Origin of the sequence: Pseudomonas inefficax (genome assembly GCF_032164165.1) — a bacterium.
In the GTDB taxonomy this organism is placed as follows: domain Bacteria; phylum Pseudomonadota; class Gammaproteobacteria; order Pseudomonadales; family Pseudomonadaceae; genus Aquipseudomonas; species Aquipseudomonas inefficax.
Map to the genome: position 1 here is coordinate 3,714,780 of NZ_CP134401.1, position 15,789 is coordinate 3,730,568.

General features: G+C 64.2%; 12 protein-coding genes. 6 read left to right on the forward strand and 6 right to left on the reverse strand.

The window, feature by feature from the left end:
- The first annotated feature begins 419 nt into the window (after positions 1-419).
- Positions 420-1,847: an arginine-ornithine antiporter gene (gene arcD, locus RIN61_RS16760; protein WP_133970373.1), complete on the forward strand. Its 1,428-nt coding sequence runs from the start codon at positions 420-422 to the stop codon at positions 1,845-1,847.
- On the opposite strand, the gene RIN61_RS16765 is transcribed toward arcD, so the two are convergent.
- The 6 genes from RIN61_RS16765 to gap form a co-directional block, all read right to left on the reverse strand.
- A complete protein-coding gene (locus RIN61_RS16765; protein ID WP_085624064.1) occupies positions 1,827-2,243 on the reverse strand; it encodes a YbaN family protein in 417 nt (138 codons plus the stop codon). The two genes, arcD and RIN61_RS16765, sit on opposite strands and share 21 nt — an antisense overlap.
- 54 nt (positions 2,244-2,297) lie before the next feature.
- Entirely contained in the window at positions 2,298-2,891 is a 594-nt protein-coding gene (locus RIN61_RS16770; protein ID WP_215520318.1) for a biliverdin-producing heme oxygenase, read from the reverse strand.
- Positions 2,892-3,112: 221 nt separating this feature from the next.
- A complete protein-coding gene (locus RIN61_RS16775) occupies positions 3,113-5,716 on the reverse strand; it encodes a TonB-dependent receptor (protein ID WP_313852965.1) in 2,604 nt (867 codons plus the stop codon).
- 185 nt (positions 5,717-5,901) lie between these two features.
- Complete coding sequence (locus RIN61_RS16780) at positions 5,902-6,861, reverse strand: FecR family protein (protein WP_313852967.1); 960 nt, start codon at positions 6,859-6,861, stop codon at positions 5,902-5,904.
- Between the two features lie 71 nt (positions 6,862-6,932).
- Positions 6,933-7,445, reverse strand: a complete 513-nt coding sequence (locus RIN61_RS16785; protein ID WP_112250837.1) for an RNA polymerase sigma factor — start codon at positions 7,443-7,445, stop codon at positions 6,933-6,935.
- A 414-nt stretch (positions 7,446-7,859) separates the two neighbouring features.
- On the reverse strand, positions 7,860-8,861 hold the full coding sequence (gene gap / locus RIN61_RS16790) for a type I glyceraldehyde-3-phosphate dehydrogenase (RefSeq protein ID WP_041506241.1): 1,002 nt from the start codon (positions 8,859-8,861) through the stop codon (positions 7,860-7,862).
- Between the two features lie 264 nt (positions 8,862-9,125).
- Here gap and edd point away from each other — a divergent pair, with 264 nt between their 5' ends.
- The 5 genes from edd (at position 9,126) to RIN61_RS16815 (ending at position 15,736) form a co-directional block, all read left to right on the forward strand.
- Complete coding sequence (gene edd, locus RIN61_RS16795) at positions 9,126-10,952, forward strand: phosphogluconate dehydratase (protein WP_112250839.1); 1,827 nt, start codon at positions 9,126-9,128, stop codon at positions 10,950-10,952.
- Positions 10,949-11,911 (forward strand): glucokinase, encoded by a 963-nt coding sequence (locus RIN61_RS16800; RefSeq protein WP_112250841.1) that lies wholly within the window; start codon positions 10,949-10,951, stop codon positions 11,909-11,911. Before edd ends, RIN61_RS16800 begins: the two co-directional genes overlap by 4 nt.
- A gap of 202 nt (positions 11,912-12,113) precedes the next feature.
- Entirely contained in the window at positions 12,114-12,812 is a 699-nt protein-coding gene (gltR, locus tag RIN61_RS16805; protein WP_390899150.1) for a two-component system response regulator GltR, read from the forward strand.
- The gene (locus tag RIN61_RS16810) at positions 12,793-14,247 is read left to right on the forward strand and encodes an ATP-binding protein (protein ID WP_112250843.1); all 1,455 of its coding nucleotides are present in this window, start codon (positions 12,793-12,795) and stop codon (positions 14,245-14,247) included. The genes gltR and RIN61_RS16810 overlap by 20 nt, the downstream gene beginning before the upstream one ends.
- Before the next feature lie 238 nt (positions 14,248-14,485).
- Positions 14,486-15,736, forward strand: a complete 1,251-nt coding sequence (locus RIN61_RS16815; RefSeq protein WP_313852974.1) for a D-mannose isomerase — start codon at positions 14,486-14,488, stop codon at positions 15,734-15,736.
- The last annotated feature ends 53 nt before the right edge of the window (positions 15,737-15,789 follow it).

A 15,789-nucleotide genomic window follows, 5' to 3' on the forward strand; every position in this document is an offset into this window, starting at 1 on the left:
AGGAGAAAGTTGACGACAGAGTAAATCCGACGCCGCTGCCATTCGCTGACTTGGGTCAGTTCATGGCGACGTGAAGTAGGAAAATTCCTTCACGAAGCTCCTGGAGAGTGCCGACAACTTATGCTGCAAGCCTTGCACGCTGGCACCTCCATGTCCTTCTAGAGCAAACGCTCTGTTCAGCCTGCGATGCTTGAAGCTAGCCGCTTTTGCCGCTTTCGCAAATTTTTCACAAGAATTTCGAGTTTTATCGGGTTCTTTTCTAGTTGCTCGGGAGCTGCTAATTTTTTACCAATGAGGGCCATAGACAAAGCAGTTATTAGTGCTATAGCTTCATTGATCAGGATCATTATAAGTAACAGCATTTAATGGACCGCATGGCTGTTTCAAGCCCATGACAGCGCGCAAAAAAAGGAAGGCTCATGAGCGAACCGGGACAGAAGCTGCGCCTGGGCGCGCTGATCGCATTGGTGGTCGGCTCGATGATTGGTGGTGGAATATTCTCGTTGCCGCAGAACATGGCGGCGCGTGCCGACGTGGGCGCGGTGCTGATCGGCTGGGGCATCACAGCCGTTGGCATGCTGGCGCTGGCGTTCGTGTTCCAGACCCTGGCCAACCGCAAGCCGGAGCTGGATTCGGGGGTGTACGCCTACGCCAAGGCCGGCTTTGGCGAGTACATGGGTTTTTCCTCGGCCTGGGGCTACTGGATCAGTGCCTGGCTGGGCAACGTCGGCTACTTCGTGCTGCTGTTCAGCACCTTGGGCTTCTACTTCCCGGTGTTCGGCGAGGGCAACACGCCAATCGCCATCGGCTGCGCCTCGCTGCTGCTGTGGGCGGTGCACTTCCTGGTGCTGCGCGGTATCAAGGAGGCGGCGTTCATCAACCAGGTGACCACCGTGGCCAAGGTGGTGCCGTTGCTGATTTTCGTGGTGATCGCGGCGTTCGCCTTCCGCGCCGATATCTTCACGCGTGATATCTGGGGCCTGAGCAACCCGCAGTTCGGCAGCGTGCTGGAGCAGGTGCGCAACATGATGCTGGTCACCGTGTTCGTGTTCATCGGCATCGAAGGCGCCAGTGTGTATTCCGGGCGTGCCGAGCGCCGGTCGGATGTGGGCAAGGCTACGGTGATCGGTTTCCTGGGGGTGCTGGCGTTGCTGGTGCTGGTCAACGTGTTGTCGCTGGGGGTGATGACCCAGCCGGAACTGGCCGGGCTGCAGAACCCGTCGCTGGCTTCGGTACTGGAGCATATCGTCGGGCCGTGGGGCGCCTTGCTGATCAGTATCGGCCTGGCGGTTTCGCTGCTTGGCGCGCTGCTGTCCTGGGCGTTGCTGTGCGCCGAGATCCTCTTCGCCACGGCGCGGGACAAGACCATGCCGCGCTTTCTGGCCAAGGAAAACGCCAACCATGTGCCGGCCAACGCCCTGTGGCTGACCAACTGCATGATCCAGGGCTTCCTGCTGATCACGCTGTTTTCCGCCGGTACCTATACCAGCCTGATCTACCTGGCCTCGTCGATGATCCTGGTGCCCTACCTGTGGTCGGCGGCCTACGCCGTGCTGTTGGCGGTGCGTAAAGAAACCTACGATGGGCAGCCGGCCCTGCGCCGCAAGGACCTGCTGGTGGCGCTGGTTGCCTTGGTGTATGCCGTGTGGCTGTTGTATGCCGGCGGGCTCAAGTACCTGCTGCTGTCGGCGCTGCTGTATGCGCCGGGCGTGATCCTGTTCGCCCGGGCCAAGCATGAGCAGGGAAAAGCCTTGTTCACCACCTGGGAAAAGCTGATTTTTGCCGCCGTGCTGGCAGGTGCCGCGCTGGCGGCCTATGCCCTGTACTCAGGGCTGCTGAGCTTGTGACGGGGCAGGGCAGGGGGCGTGCTCCGGGCGTGACCAGATCCACAGGTTGCCCAGGGTCATGCCGGCAATGGCCAGGAACACCGGCCAACGGTGTTCCAGGAGCGTCAGCATCAGGCCCGCGCACAGCAGCATGCTGAGGGTCGCGCTGACCTTGGCCCGCCGCTGGATCACCTTGCCATTGCGCCAGTTGTGCAGGATCGGCCCGAACAGCCGGTGGTTTTCCAGCCAGGCAGACAGGCGCGGTGAACTACGGGTGGCCGCCCAGGCGGCCAGCAGGATGAATTCGGTGGTCGGCAGGCCGGGTATGACGATCGCGACCAGGCCCACACCCAGGCTCACGTAAGCCAGGATCGCATACAGCAGGCGGGCGAGTTTCGAGCGGGCAGGTCGGGTCATGGTCTCACTGCTTAAAACGGTTCGGCCACCGGTAGGGTGGCCGGGTACGGCGTATCAAACCAGCGCGGCATCCGCAGCATAAGCGTGCTTGAGCAGCTCGGTGAAGCGCTCGAACGCCGCAACTGCGCCGCGTTCGGCAGCGGCTTCCTCTTCCTCCGACAGGGCCAGGCCATCAAGAATGCGGGTGAACTGCTTCCAGCCTTCGGCACGGCCACCGGCCGGTTCGCCCAGGTGTCGGGCACCAAAGCTGTCGGACAGTCCCAGGGCCACGGCACGCTTGATCAGAAACGCAGCGCCCAGTTTGGAGCCTTCAGAGACGAAGATCCAGCCCATTGCCTCGCCCAGGCTCGGGTTACACAGCGCACCCGGTACGGCTGGCGGTACTTCGGTGTCGAGATCGGCGAGGTCCAGGCGGGCCTGTTCGGCACGGCAGCGCTCGGCCAGGTCGGGGACGATGGCGATCAGTTGCGGGTCGTTGTACAGGGCCTGCAGCTCGGCCTGGAACAGGTACTGGGCGACCACGAAGCGGGCGAAGCTTTCGCGGCTGTCGAAGGGTGCATGGGCTTTGACCAAGGCATCCAGTTCGGCGTGGGGGGCGTGGGTGATCTGGTTGAGGCGCTGGGAGCGCAGGGCTGGGCGGTCGGTCATGGGGCAGTCCTTGGAAAAGGGGCATTCAGAGACAAGACGAAACAGCGGGGGCGGGACAGTAAAAAAAGCTGGTATTTGTGCTGGTAGTGCTGGCCTCTTCGCGGGTGAACCCGCTCCCACAGGTATTGCGCAGACCTCGGGCCTGTAATGTTCCTGTGGGAGCGGGTTTACCCGCGAAGAGGCCGGCGCTGACGAAACAAACCTGTCAGCGATAATCCAGGTCAGATATCCCAAACCACATTGATGCCGAAGTTGCGCCCCGGCATGGTCAGGCGGTCGATGTTGGCCGGCTGGGTCACGGCCGCTTCACCCTGGCCGTCGTAGCTGCGCACCGAATCCCACTGCCAGTACTTCTTGTCGGTGAGGTTGTACAGGCCGGCGTTGATGGTCACGTCGTCGGTGACCTTGTAGTAACCGGTCAGGTCCAGTACCCCGTAGCCCGGGGTGCGGAACTTGGAGCTCGAACCGTCGGGCGAGTAGAAGGTGCTGTCGTCGACGCGGGTCTTGCGCTTGACCAGTGTCCAGCTCAGCAGGCCGCCGTAGTGCTGTTGTTCATAACCCAGGCCGAACACGCCCTTGAGCGGGTTGACGGTGTTCAGTGGTTCGCCGGTGTCATCGTTGCGGCCATGGGTGTAGGCGATCGAGCCCTGGGTATACAGGCCCTGTGGTGCACCGAAGTGGTCGAGGTTCAGGCGGCCCTTGACCTCGGCACCCTTGATAGTGGCGTGCTTGATGTTGTTGGCCTGGAAGGTCTGCTCCAGGTTGGCGCTTTTAACGGCGTCCTCGTCGATGAAGTCGCGGTACTTGTTGTAGAACACCGCCACGTCGAAGTTGCCGGCGTCGAAGTTGCCACGCAGGCCGGTTTCATAGCTTTTGCTCTTTTCCGGCTCGAGGCCCGGGTTGCCTTCTACGCGGTAGCCTTCCTCGATGTTCTCGAACTTCCCGTACATGGACTTGGCAGTCGGGGTGCGGAAACCTTCGGCGTACTGGCCATACCAGGTGTAGTTGTCGTTGAAGGCATAGGTCAGGCCGAACTTGGGCGAAATACGGTGCCACTTCTTGTCCGAGTCGTCCTGGGAGGTGGGCGCGGTACCAGAGGACTCAAGGCCACGCAGGAATTCCTCGGTGAACCTGGGCTTCATTCGCGTGTAGTCGTAACGAGCGCCAGGCATGAAGGTCCAGTTGTTCCAGCGGATTTCATCCTGCACGAACAGGCTGTAGGTGTTCACGGTCGGGTCCGGGAAGTCGCTGACCAGCACCTGGCCGTCTGCCGGGCGCTCGGCGCCAGGGCCGGAACAACCTGAGCCAACGGTCAGGCAGGTGCCGGTGCCGCTGCGCGAACCGGTGACCTTCTCGTGCTTGAGGGTGGTGCCATAGGTCAGCAGGTGCTCGGTGGCACCGAGGCTGAAGGCCTTGTCCAGCTGGGCGTCGAATACCCACTGGCGGTCCTTGTAGGTGGTATCGCGGGTACGCAGCACCTGACGGCCAGGCGGTGCGTAGACCTCCTCGGTGTACTGGTCGGTCTTGGCGATCTGGTAGTTCAGGCTCCACTTCACATGGTCGGCGACCAGCGAATCCAGGCCGAACTCATGGTTGATGCCAAAGCGTTCACGGGTGATGGTGTCGTTGCCGCTACGCGCCTTGTAGTAACCCGAAGCACCACGGCCAGGAATGAACGGCCCGCCCACCGCACTGAGGATGTTCTGGTCGCGGTCATCCTTGTAACGCTCGTAGGTGAAGCCCAGGCGCGCGTCGTCGGCGTAATTCCAGCCCAGCTTGGCCAGTACGTTTGTGGTGCGCACGTCCATCGGGTTGGCTTCGGTACGCGACAGGCCGTCACCGCTGTGGCCGCCGTGGGTTTCGGTTTCGTGACCGTTGCGCTGGCTCAGGTGCACCAGGCCGTCGAACTCGCCCTGGCGGCCGGCGACGGTGGCGGAGGTCAGCCAGCTTTCGTCGGCCGAGCTGTAGCCGGTCTTCAGGCGGGCACCTGCGTCCTTGCCGGGCTTGATGATGTCGTCAGGGTCGAGGGTGAAGTAGCTTACTGCCCCCCCGATGGCGTTGCTGCCATACAGCACCGAGGCCGGGCCGCGGAGGATTTCCACACGCTTGACGATCTCCGGGTCCACGTAGTTGCGCTGGGTCTGGGCGTAGGGGCCGAAGAAGAAACTGTCGGGGATCGACACGCCATCAACCTGGGTGAGGATGCGCTCGCCGTCGATGCCACGGATGTTGTAGCCGTTCAGGCCGCTGCGCTGTCCGGTGCCGGCTACCGACACGCCCGGTTCGTAGCGCACCAGGTCCTGGATGTTGTTGACGTTCTGCCGGTCCAGCTGCTCGCGGGTCTGCACGCTGACGGTGCTCGGCACCTGGCTGACGTCCTGGGCGCTGCGCGTGGCGCTGACGGTGACCTGCTGCAGGGCGATCACATTGGCGCTGGCCTGGCGTTCGAGCACCACATTGCCGTTGCTGATCTTGCGAAAGCCCAGGCCGGTGCCGTGCAGCAGGCGCTTGAGTGCGGCATCCGGCGGTAGCGAACCTTGCACCCCTGGCGAGGCAACGCCGTCGGCCAGCTCGGCGCTGAAGCCGACCTGCCAGCCGGTGACCTGGCTGAAAGCATTGATGGCCGAAACCAGCGGCTGCTGGCCGATGCTGAAGCGGTAGTCGCCCATGCGCGGGCTGCTGGCCTGGGCCGGCTCGGCGGCCAGTGCCGGCAGGCTGATGGCGCCGCTGGCGAGCAGGGCCAGGTTCAGTAGGGAAAGGCTCAGGAGGGACAGCTGCCCTCCATGGCGAGGACGGGTGGAGGGGCGGGTAGGACCTGTGGACATCGGAAGCGCTCCCTGACGCGCGGACTGTTATAGGTGATGGCTATCCTCGTTTTCAAACGAGAATCAGTTGCATTGGCTATAACGAGACGGGCGGGGTAGCGTGACTGCGTAAAAAAAGTTGGATTGCGGTCTGGCGATCCGTATCCCGACTTCTATGGGAGCGTGTCGGGTTTCAGATTTGCGGATCAGTTCAGGATGACCAGCGCCGGGAACTCATGCAGCTGTGCCGAGGTAATGTGGGCCAGCGCGCGCAGGGTTTCCAGCGGCTGGTCGAGGCGGTAGTTGCCGGTGACCGCCATGTCTTCCAGTTGTGCATTGCGGTTGATGATCCAGCCCGGGTAGTAGCGCTGCACCTCGGCCAGCACCTGGCTCAGCGGGCAGTTCTCGAACACCAGTCGGCCTTCGACCCAGGCCAGATCCCGATGCATGTCGGGGCGCTGGCGCTGGCCGAATCCCTGGGGGCCGACGCTTATGCTGTCGCCGGCACTCAGGCGGATGCGCTGGTCGCGAGCCCCCTGCAGGTCGACATCGCCGCGCTGCACCCGCACCTGTGCCTCGCCGTCGAGGTAGCGCACGGCAAAGTCGGTGTCGCGCACCTGCGCGCGCAACGGCCCGGCCTGCACTTCAAGGGGCCGCAGCGTGCCTTCGGGGACCTGGAAATAGGCCTCGCCCTGCAGCAGGCGGGCGACCTGGCGGCCATCACGCTGCTCGCTGGCAAATGCCGAATTGGTGTTGAGCAGCACTTTTGCCCCGTCTTCCAGCTGCAGGCGCTGGCGCTCTCCCACCACCGTCAGGTGGTCGGCCTGCAAGCGCATGGGCAGGTTGCCGAGGGTGAACAGCCCGACCAGCAGCAGCGCCGCCGTTGCCAGGGGTTTCCAGTGGCTGCGCAGGCGCCCGCGCCACGAGCGGCGCTGTTGCTGATGCATCTGCACGGCCACCTGGTGCAGCGGTGCGCCATTCCACAGGGCTTCTGCCTCGACATAGGCCTCGGCATTTTCCGGCGCTGCGCTCAGCCAGGCCTCGAAGGCCTGGGTGTCCTCGGCGTCAGCGCATTGCAGGCGCACCAGCCAGTCCAGCGCCTCGTCCATGGCACGAGCACGGGCGCTGGGCCCGGCGGGTGACGGGCGAGGGGGGCTGTCGGTCACGGTGAATCCTTGAATGGTTTTTTGCGAATGATCAAGGCTGAGGCGGGGCGTGGCAAGGGCTTTGCGTTGCCTCACTTGAGGCGGTCGGCGACACCCATGCAGATCGCCATGATCAGTTTCAGTTCCTTCTGTACCGTGCTGGGTGAAACATTCAGTTGTTCGGCTATTTCCAGATAGGTAGCGCCGTGCAGGCGGCTGAGGATGAAGATGCGCTGCTGGCGTTCGCTCAACTGGTTGAGGCTGATGCTCAGGTGCCTGAGCAACTGTTCGGCATGGGCTGCATCCTCGCTGCTGGTAGCGGGCGCGGCCACGCTGTGCAGCACCTCGTCGGGTACGTCGTCGACCAGCATGCGCGATTGCACCCGGCGCGCGCGCAGATGGTCGAGGGCCAGATTGCGTGCGGTCTGGAACACGAACGGTTCGATGTGTTCGATGGGCCGCTCACCGATTGCGCGGGATACCCGCAGGTAGGTTTCCTGCAACAGGTCCTCGGCCGTGGTGGGGTTGCCCACCATGCGCTGCAAGGTGCGCAGCAGGGTAAGGCGCTGGACGAGGAAGACAGAGTTGAACCGGGACTGACTCACTGGGGGACCTGGCCGACGAAAGGTTAATGATAATGCTTATCATCCATATCGAAGGTCAAGCTTGGAAATGTTAGGAAAAGGTAAAGATTGTGAGTGGGTGGGCGCATGGCGGGATAGTTTGTGCGCCTGTGAGATCGAGCGCCGCCCGCGCGGCGCTTCGCGGGACAAGCCCGCTCCCACATTTGTTGCAACGTGGCCATGCCTGTGAAAGAGGCGTTGCCCGCCCTTGGTGCATGACTTGAGGCCGGAAGTGCGGCAGCCGCGCCAGCCTAGAAATCGCGTCAGGGCAACAAGGCAGGCAACCATGGCCTGACAGGTTCGGCACGTTGCCACAAATGTGGGAGCGGGCTTGTCCCGCGAAGCGCCGCGCGGGCGGCGCTCGATCTCAAAGGCGGCAAAAATGCCATGTCATGCTCAACGGGCCCGGCACAGGGCCAAACAGTTATCCAGCATGCGGTTGGAGAACCCCCACTCGTTGTCATACCAGGCCAGCACCTTGAGCATGCGCCCGTTGGCCCGGGTATGGTTGGCATCGAAGATCGACGACAGCGGGTTGTGGTTGAAATCGCAGGAAACCAGCGGCAAGGCGTTGTAGCCCAATACCCTGGAATGCTTGCTGGCCTCGAGGAACAGCTGGTTGACCTGCTCGGCCGTGGCTTCGCGCTTGAGGTTGACGGTGAGATCGACCAGCGACACGTTGATCACCGGCACCCGCACCGCCATGCCGGTAAGCTTGCCGGCCAGCTCCGGCAGCACCAGGCCCACGGCCTCGGCAGCACCGGTCTTGCTCGGGATCATCGACTGGGTCGCCGAACGCGCACGGTACGGGTCGCCGTGGTACACATCGGTCAGCACCTGGTCGTTGGTGTAGGCATGGATGGTGGTCATCAGGCCCTGTTCGATGCCGAACTCGCGGTGCAGCACCTGGGCAATCGGTGCCAGGCAGTTGGTAGTGCAGGAGGCATTGGAAATGATCTGGTGCGAGGCCCGCAGGATGTCATGGTTGACCCCGTACACCACAGTGGCATCGGCGCCTTTGGCTGGTGCCGAGACAATCACCTTGCCAGCCCCCGCAGCCAGGTGTGCGGCGGCCTTGGCGCGTTCGGTGAACAGCCCGGTGCATTCGAATACCACGTCGATCGCCTCGGCCTTCCAGGGCAGTTCGGCCGGGTTGCGGATGGCACTGACCGCGATACGGTCACCATTGACCGTCAGGCTTTCGTGGTCGGCCTCGACGCTGGCGTCGAAGGTGCCGTGCACGCTGTCGTACTTGAGCAGGTGGGCATTCATGGCGCTGTCGCCCAGGTCGTTGATGGCGACGACCTGCAGGTCCTGGCGGTAGCCTTGGGTATACAGTGCGCGCAGGACGTTGCGCCCGATGCGGCCGAATCCATTGATGGCGATGCGTAGGGTCATGGCAGTACCTCTGGCAGTCCGAGTGAAACCTGTGGCACAAAGGAGCTTCACTGAAACGGTTTTGTTGTTGGAATTACAAGATTATTCACCTTCCGATAGAAAACAAGCCTTTTTAGTGGCAGTATTTTGTTTAAATATACAACGAGTGGTTGGGCGATGTGCCTTCATCGATGCAGCGGCTCCTCTACCTTGAGCCTAGGCCGCAATCGTTTGGAGGGGAAATGCCCGGCAAACCGCCCTTACAATTAGCCTGGAGTCCAGTACATGCATCCGCGCATCCTTGAGGTCACCCAGCGGCTGGTCGAACGTAGCCGTGCCACCCGCGAACGCTACCTGCAACTGATTCGCGGCGCGGCAAGTGACGGCCCCATGCGTGCCAGCCTGCAGTGCGCCAACTTCGCCCATGGCGTGGCCGGTTGCGGCAGCGACGACAAGCAGACCCTGCGCCTGATGAACGCGGCCAACGTGGCCATCGTCTCGGCCTACAACGACATGCTTTCGGCGCACCAGCCGTACCAGCACTTCCCCGCGCAGATCAAGCAGGCCCTGCGCGAGGTCGGCTCGGTCGGCCAGTTCGCCGGCGGCGTGCCGGCCATGTGCGATGGCGTGACTCAGGGCGAGCCGGGCATGGAGCTGGCCATCGCCAGCCGTGAAGTGATCGCCATGTCCACCGCCGTGGCCCTGTCGCACAACATGTTCGACGCCGCGCTGATGCTGGGCATCTGCGACAAGATCGTCCCCGGCCTGATGATGGGTGCGCTGCGCTTCGGCCACTTGCCGACCATCTTCGTCCCGGGCGGGCCGATGGTCTCCGGTATTTCCAACAAGCAGAAGGCTGATGTGCGCCAGCGCTACGCCGAGGGCAAGGCCAGCCGCGAAGAGCTGCTGGAGTCGGAGATGAAGTCCTACCACAGCCCGGGAACCTGCACGTTCTACGGCACTGCCAACACCAACCAGCTGGTGATGGAAGTGATGGGCCTGCACCTGCCGGGGGCCTCGTTCGTCAACCCGTATACACCGTTGCGTGATGCGCTCACCGCCGAGGCCGCACAGCAGGTCACGCGCATGACCAAGGCCAGCGGCAGCTTCATGCCGCTGGGTGAAATCGTCGACGAAAAGGCGCTGGTCAACTCCATCGTTGCCCTGCACGCCACCGGCGGTTCGACCAACCACACCCTGCACATTCCGGCGATTGCCCAGGCTGCGGGTATCCAGTTGACCTGGCAGGACATGGCCGACCTGTCCGAAGTCGTGCCGACCCTGTCCCATGTCTACCCCAACGGCAAGGCCGACATCAACCACTTCCAGGCTGCGGGCGGCATGGCCTTCCTGATCCGCGAGCTGCTCGATGCCGGGCTGCTGCACGAAGACGTCAACACCGTGGCCGGCCATGGCCTGCGCCGCTATACCCAGGAGCCGTTCCTCGACAATGGCAAGCTGGTGTGGCGCGAAGGGCCGCAGCACAGCCTGGACGAAAGCATCCTGCGCCCGGTGGCGCGGCCGTTCTCGGCCGAAGGCGGCCTGCGGGTGATGGAGGGCAACCTCGGCCGCGGCGTGATGAAGGTGTCCGCTGTCGCTCCCGAGCACCAGGTGGTCGAGGCCCCGGCGCGGGTGTTCCACGACCAGCAGTCGCTGGCCGATGCGTTCAAGGCCGGTGAACTGGAGCGCGACTTCGTCGCCGTGGTGCGCTTCCAGGGCCCGCGCTGCAACGGCATGCCGGAGCTGCACAAGCTCACGCCGTTCCTCGGCGTGCTGCAGGACCGTGGCTTCAAGGTAGCGCTGGTCACCGACGGGCGCATGTCTGGTGCCTCGGGCAAGATCCCGGCGGCCATTCACGTTTGCCCCGAGGCTTATGACGGCGGCCCGCTGGCACGGGTGCGCGATGGTGATATGGTGCGGGTCGATGGTGTCAAAGGCACGCTGCGGGTAATGGTGTCGGCCGAAGAACTGGCCAGCCGCGACCTGCCGCCAGCGCCGCAGGGCAACGACCTGGGCTGCGGGCGCGAGCTGTTCGGCTTCATGCGCATGGCGTTCAGCCCGGCAGAGCAGGGCGCCAGTGCGTTCACCTCGGCCCTGGAGAACCTCAAATGAAGGACCTGCTGGTTGGCGACATCGGCGGCACCAATGCCCGTTTTGCGTTGTGGCGTGACAACCAGCTGCATGAAGTGAAGGTTTTCGCGACCGAGGACTACACCAGCCCGGAACAGGCCATCGAGGCGTATCTCGACGGGCTTGGCATTGCTCGCGGTGGGCTGATTGCGGCCTGCCTTGCAGTGGCCGGGCCGGTCAACGGTGACGAGTTCCGCTTCACCAACAACCATTGGCGCCTGAGCCGCCTCGCGTTCTGCCAGAGGCTGCAGATCGAGCAGCTGCTGCTGATCAATGATTTCACCGCCATGGCGCTGGGCATGACCCGTCTGCGCGAAGGCGAATTCCGTGAGGTATGCCCGGGCCAGGCCGACCTTTCGCGTCCCGCGTTGGTCATCGGCCCGGGCACCGGCCTGGGCGTTGGCTCCCTGTTGCGTCTGGGCGACCAGCGCTGGTGCGCCTTGCCGGGCGAGGGCGGGCACGTCGACTTGCCAGTGGGCAATGCCCGTGAAGCGGCTATTCACCAACAGATCCACAGCCAGATCGGCCATGTCAGCGCCGAGACTGTGCTCAGTGGCGGTGGGCTGCTGCGCCTTTACCAGGCGATCTGCGCACTGGACGGCGACACACCGCGACACAAGACACCGGCACAGATCACCGATGCCGCGCTCGGCGGCGAGCCACGGGCGTTGGCGGTGGTCGAGCAGTTCTGCCGGTTCCTTGGCCGAGTCGCTGGTAACAATGTTCTGACGCTGGGCGCACGGGGTGGGGTCTATATTGTCGGCGGCGTGATCCCGCGCTTTGCCGAGCTGTTTCTGCGCAGCGGGTTTGCCGCGAGCTTTGCCGACAAGGGCTGCATGAGTGGGTATTTCGCTGGCGTGCCGGTGTGGCTGGTGACGGCGGAGTTTTCCGGCTTGCTGGGGGCCGGGGTGGCCTTGCAGCAGGCGTTGGATCATGGATAGGTGAAATGGGGGCCGCTGCGCGGCCCATCGCGACACAAGGCCGCTCCTACACGGGGCAGTGCATATTTCCGGCGCGGCGCGGTCCCTGTAGGAGCGGCCTTGCGTCGCGATGGGGCGCGAAGCGGCCCCAACAGCAGGCAACAAAGACCTGTAACTGACAAGAGGAAGGACCACCTTGACCACTGCCGGCAAATCGATCCTGATGGTCGACGACGACCAGGAAATCCGCGAACTGCTGCAAACCTATCTGAGCCGCTCCGGCTTTCAGGTGCATGCCGAAGCCGATGGCAAGGGCTTTCGCCGCGCCCTGGAAGCCACCCCCTGCGACCTGGTCATCCTCGATGTCATGCTGCCCGACGAAGACGGCTTCAGCCTGTGCCGCTGGGTACGCCAGCACCCGCGCCAGGCACGGGTACCGATCATCATGCTCACCGCCAGCTCCGACGAGACCGACCGGGTCATCGGCCTGGAGCTGGGCGCTGACGACTACCTGGGCAAGCCGTTCAGCCCCCGTGAACTGCAAGCGCGGATCAAGGCCCTGCTGCGCCGCGCCGAGTTCGGCCAGGCGGCACCCGGCAGTGCCGTGCTGGCCTTCGACGACTGGCGCCTGGACACGGTCAGCCATCGCCTGTTCCATCGCGACGGCGAGGAGGTGATTCTCTCCGGCGCCGATTTCGCCCTGCTCAAGCTGTTCCTCGACCACCCACAGCAGATTCTCGACCGCGACACCATCGGCAACGCCACCCGTGGCCGCGAGCCGATGCCGCTGGACCGCATCGTCGACATGGCGGTCAGCCGTCTGCGCCAGCGCCTGCGCGATACCGACAAACCACCCCGGCTGATCCGCACCGTACGCGGCAGCGGCTACCTGCTGGCTGCCCATGTCTGCAGTGCGCCCTGAGCGGCGCTGGCGCCTGCTGCCGCGCTCGCTACTGGGGCGCATGCTGCTGCTGACCCTGCTGGTGGTGCTGCTTGCCCAGGGGCTGTCGAGCATCATCTGGGTTGCCCAATTGCGCGCCAGCCAGTTGCAGGGCCTGCGTGCCAGCGCCAGCAGCCTGGCTCATTCGATGAGTGCCAGCGTCAGCTACTTCCGCTCGCTGCCGGTCGCCTACCGGCCGATGGTCCTGGACCAACTGCGCAGCATGGGCGGCACGCGCTTTTTCGTGTCGCTCAACGCCAAGCCACTGGACATGCCGCTACTGCCCGTTACCCCGCGCAAGCAGGCGGTGATCGATGTGTTCCAGCAAGTGCTGCATGAGCGCCTGGGTTCGCAAATGGAAATTTCCGTGGAGTTCGTCAGCCCCGACGACCTGCGCATCTTCAACAGCGGCCTCAAGCTCGACGAACTGCCACGTTCCTGGGCGCATTACTCACTGACCCTGGAACCGCTCAACCCGCCGGTACTGGTCACGCAGATCCGCCTGGACGAGGGCGAATGGCTGTACATCGCCTCGCTGCTGCCGGAGCCCTACACCAGCCTGGAGGCCGAGCGCCTGCCGCGTCAGCAGATCGGCTTCATCGTGCTGACCACGGCTTTGCTGCTGTTGTTCATCGGCTTGCTGGTGCACTGGCAAAGCTGGCCGCTCAAACGCCTGGCACGGGCTGCGCGGGAGATGTCGCTGGGCGCCGATGTGGCGCCGGTGGCCGAAGGCGGTGGCAGCGAGGTGGTCGAGGTGGGGCGTGCGTTCAACAGCATGCGCGAGCGCATCAGCCGCTACCTGACCGAACGCAGCCAGTTGTTCAGCGCCATTTCCCACGACCTGCGCACGCCGATCACCCGCTTGCGCCTGCGCGTCGAGCTGCTGGAGGACGAGCGCCTGCAGGCCAAGTTCAGCCAGGATCTGGACGAGCTGGAGCTGTTGGTAAAAGGTGCATTGCAGTGCGTTAAGGACACCGACATCCACGAGAATATCGAGCCGGTCGACCTCAACCAGGTGCTGGAAATCCTGGCCGAGCCTTACCTGGGCGATGGCCGCATCACGCTCGAAGGCCGTGCGCTGGCGCCGTACCCCGGCAAGCCACTGGCGCTGCGGCGCTGCATCGGCAACCTGATCGACAACGCCATCAAGTACGGCGAGCGGGCACGGCTGCGCATCATCGATAACGCCGAGGGGTTCGTCCTGCAGGTGGATGACCAGGGGCCGGGGGTGCCGCAGCAGCAGCTGGAGCAGGTGTTCGAGCCGCACTTCCGTCTGGCCGGGCAGCAGCAGGGGTACGGGCTGGGGTTGGGGATTGCGCGCAACATTGCCCATAGCCATGGCGGGGAGGTGAGCTTGCTCAACCTGCGTGAGGGCGGGTTGCGGGTGACCTTGTATCTGCCAAGGGGCATGGACTGAGGGTATGGGTTACTGGTGCCGGCCGCTTCGCGGGTGAACCCGCTCCACAGGTTTTTGCACCAGCCTCGGGCTTTGCATGGGCCTATCGGCCCGCTGTGGGAGCGGGTTCACCCGCGAAGAGGCCGGCACAGGCAAGCGAAATGTCACTCCCTGGTGACAATCCTGCCGTCCTTCGTGACATCCCGGCAAACCCCACTAGCTAGAATTCGCACACGACTGGCAAGGATCAAGCTGGCCCATGAGCACCTCCAACCTGCCTTCCACCCGCTGGCTCGACGCCCCGGCCCACACCGCCTGGCGCATTGCCGAAGGGCAGCGCCTGCTGGCCTTCGCCACGGCTTCGAAACTGCCCGATGGCTTCGGCAGCCTCGACGCCGCAGGCCTGCTCGCACCGGGTGCCCGAGCCGAAACCCTGATCACCGCTCGCATGACTCACTGTTTCGCCCTGGCCCACCTGCAGGGCGTGCCCGGTTACCTGGCCTATGCCGAACACGGTGTGGCTGCCCTGCGCGGCGCGCTGCAGGATGCCACCTACGGCGGCTGGTTCGCCCACCCCGGTGGCCATGACGACAGCGGCAAGGCGGCTTACCTGCATGCCTTCGTCGCTCTGGCCGCCAGCTCGGCGGTGATGGCAGGTGCTGGCGGTGCACCAGCCCTGCTGGCAGACGCGGTGCAGGTGCTCGAAGCGCATTTCTGGAGCGAAGAGGAGGGCGCCCTGCGGGAAGCCTTCTCCCGCGCCTGGCAGTTGCCCGAGCAGTACCGTGGCGCCAACAGCAACATGCATGCGGTCGAGGCCTTCCTGGCCCTTGCAGACGTCACTGGCGACAGCCTGTGGCTGCAACGCGCCTTGCGCATCGCCGAACGCATCATCCATACCCATGCCGCCACCAACGGCCACCGGGTCATCGAGCATTTCGATGCCCTCTGGCAACCAATGCCGCACTACAACCAGGCGCACCCGGCCGACCACTTCCGGCCTTATGGCTCCACGCCCGGGCATGCCCTGGAGTGGGCGCGGTTGCTGCTGCACCTGGAAGCCAGCCTGGAACAGGTCGGCCTGCATGCCCCGCAGTGGCTGCCAGACTGTGCCCGCGCATTGTTCGATACAGCCTGCCAGCAGGCCTGGAGCGTCGATGGCGCGCCCGGTTTCGTCTACACCCTGGACTGGGCCGACCGCCCGGTGGTGCGCGCGCGCCTGCACTGGGTGCACGCCGAAGCCTGCGCCGCCGCCGCGGCCCTGTTGCAGCGCACGGGCGAGGCGCACTACGAGCAGTGGTACCGCCGTTGCTGGGACTTCATCGCCAACCATTTCATTGACCATGGCGCTGGCAGCTGGCACCACGAACTCGATGCGCACAACCAGCCGGCCGCAACCATCTGGCCAGGCAAGCCCGACCTCTACCATGCCTACCAGGCGCTGCTGCTGCCGGGCTTGCCATTGGCACCCAGCCTGGCCAGCAACCTGGCCGGCAATGTAACCAAACGATGACATTCACGCATCGCTTCGTTACCTGGCGAGGCGAGCACGCTGTTTAGACTTCA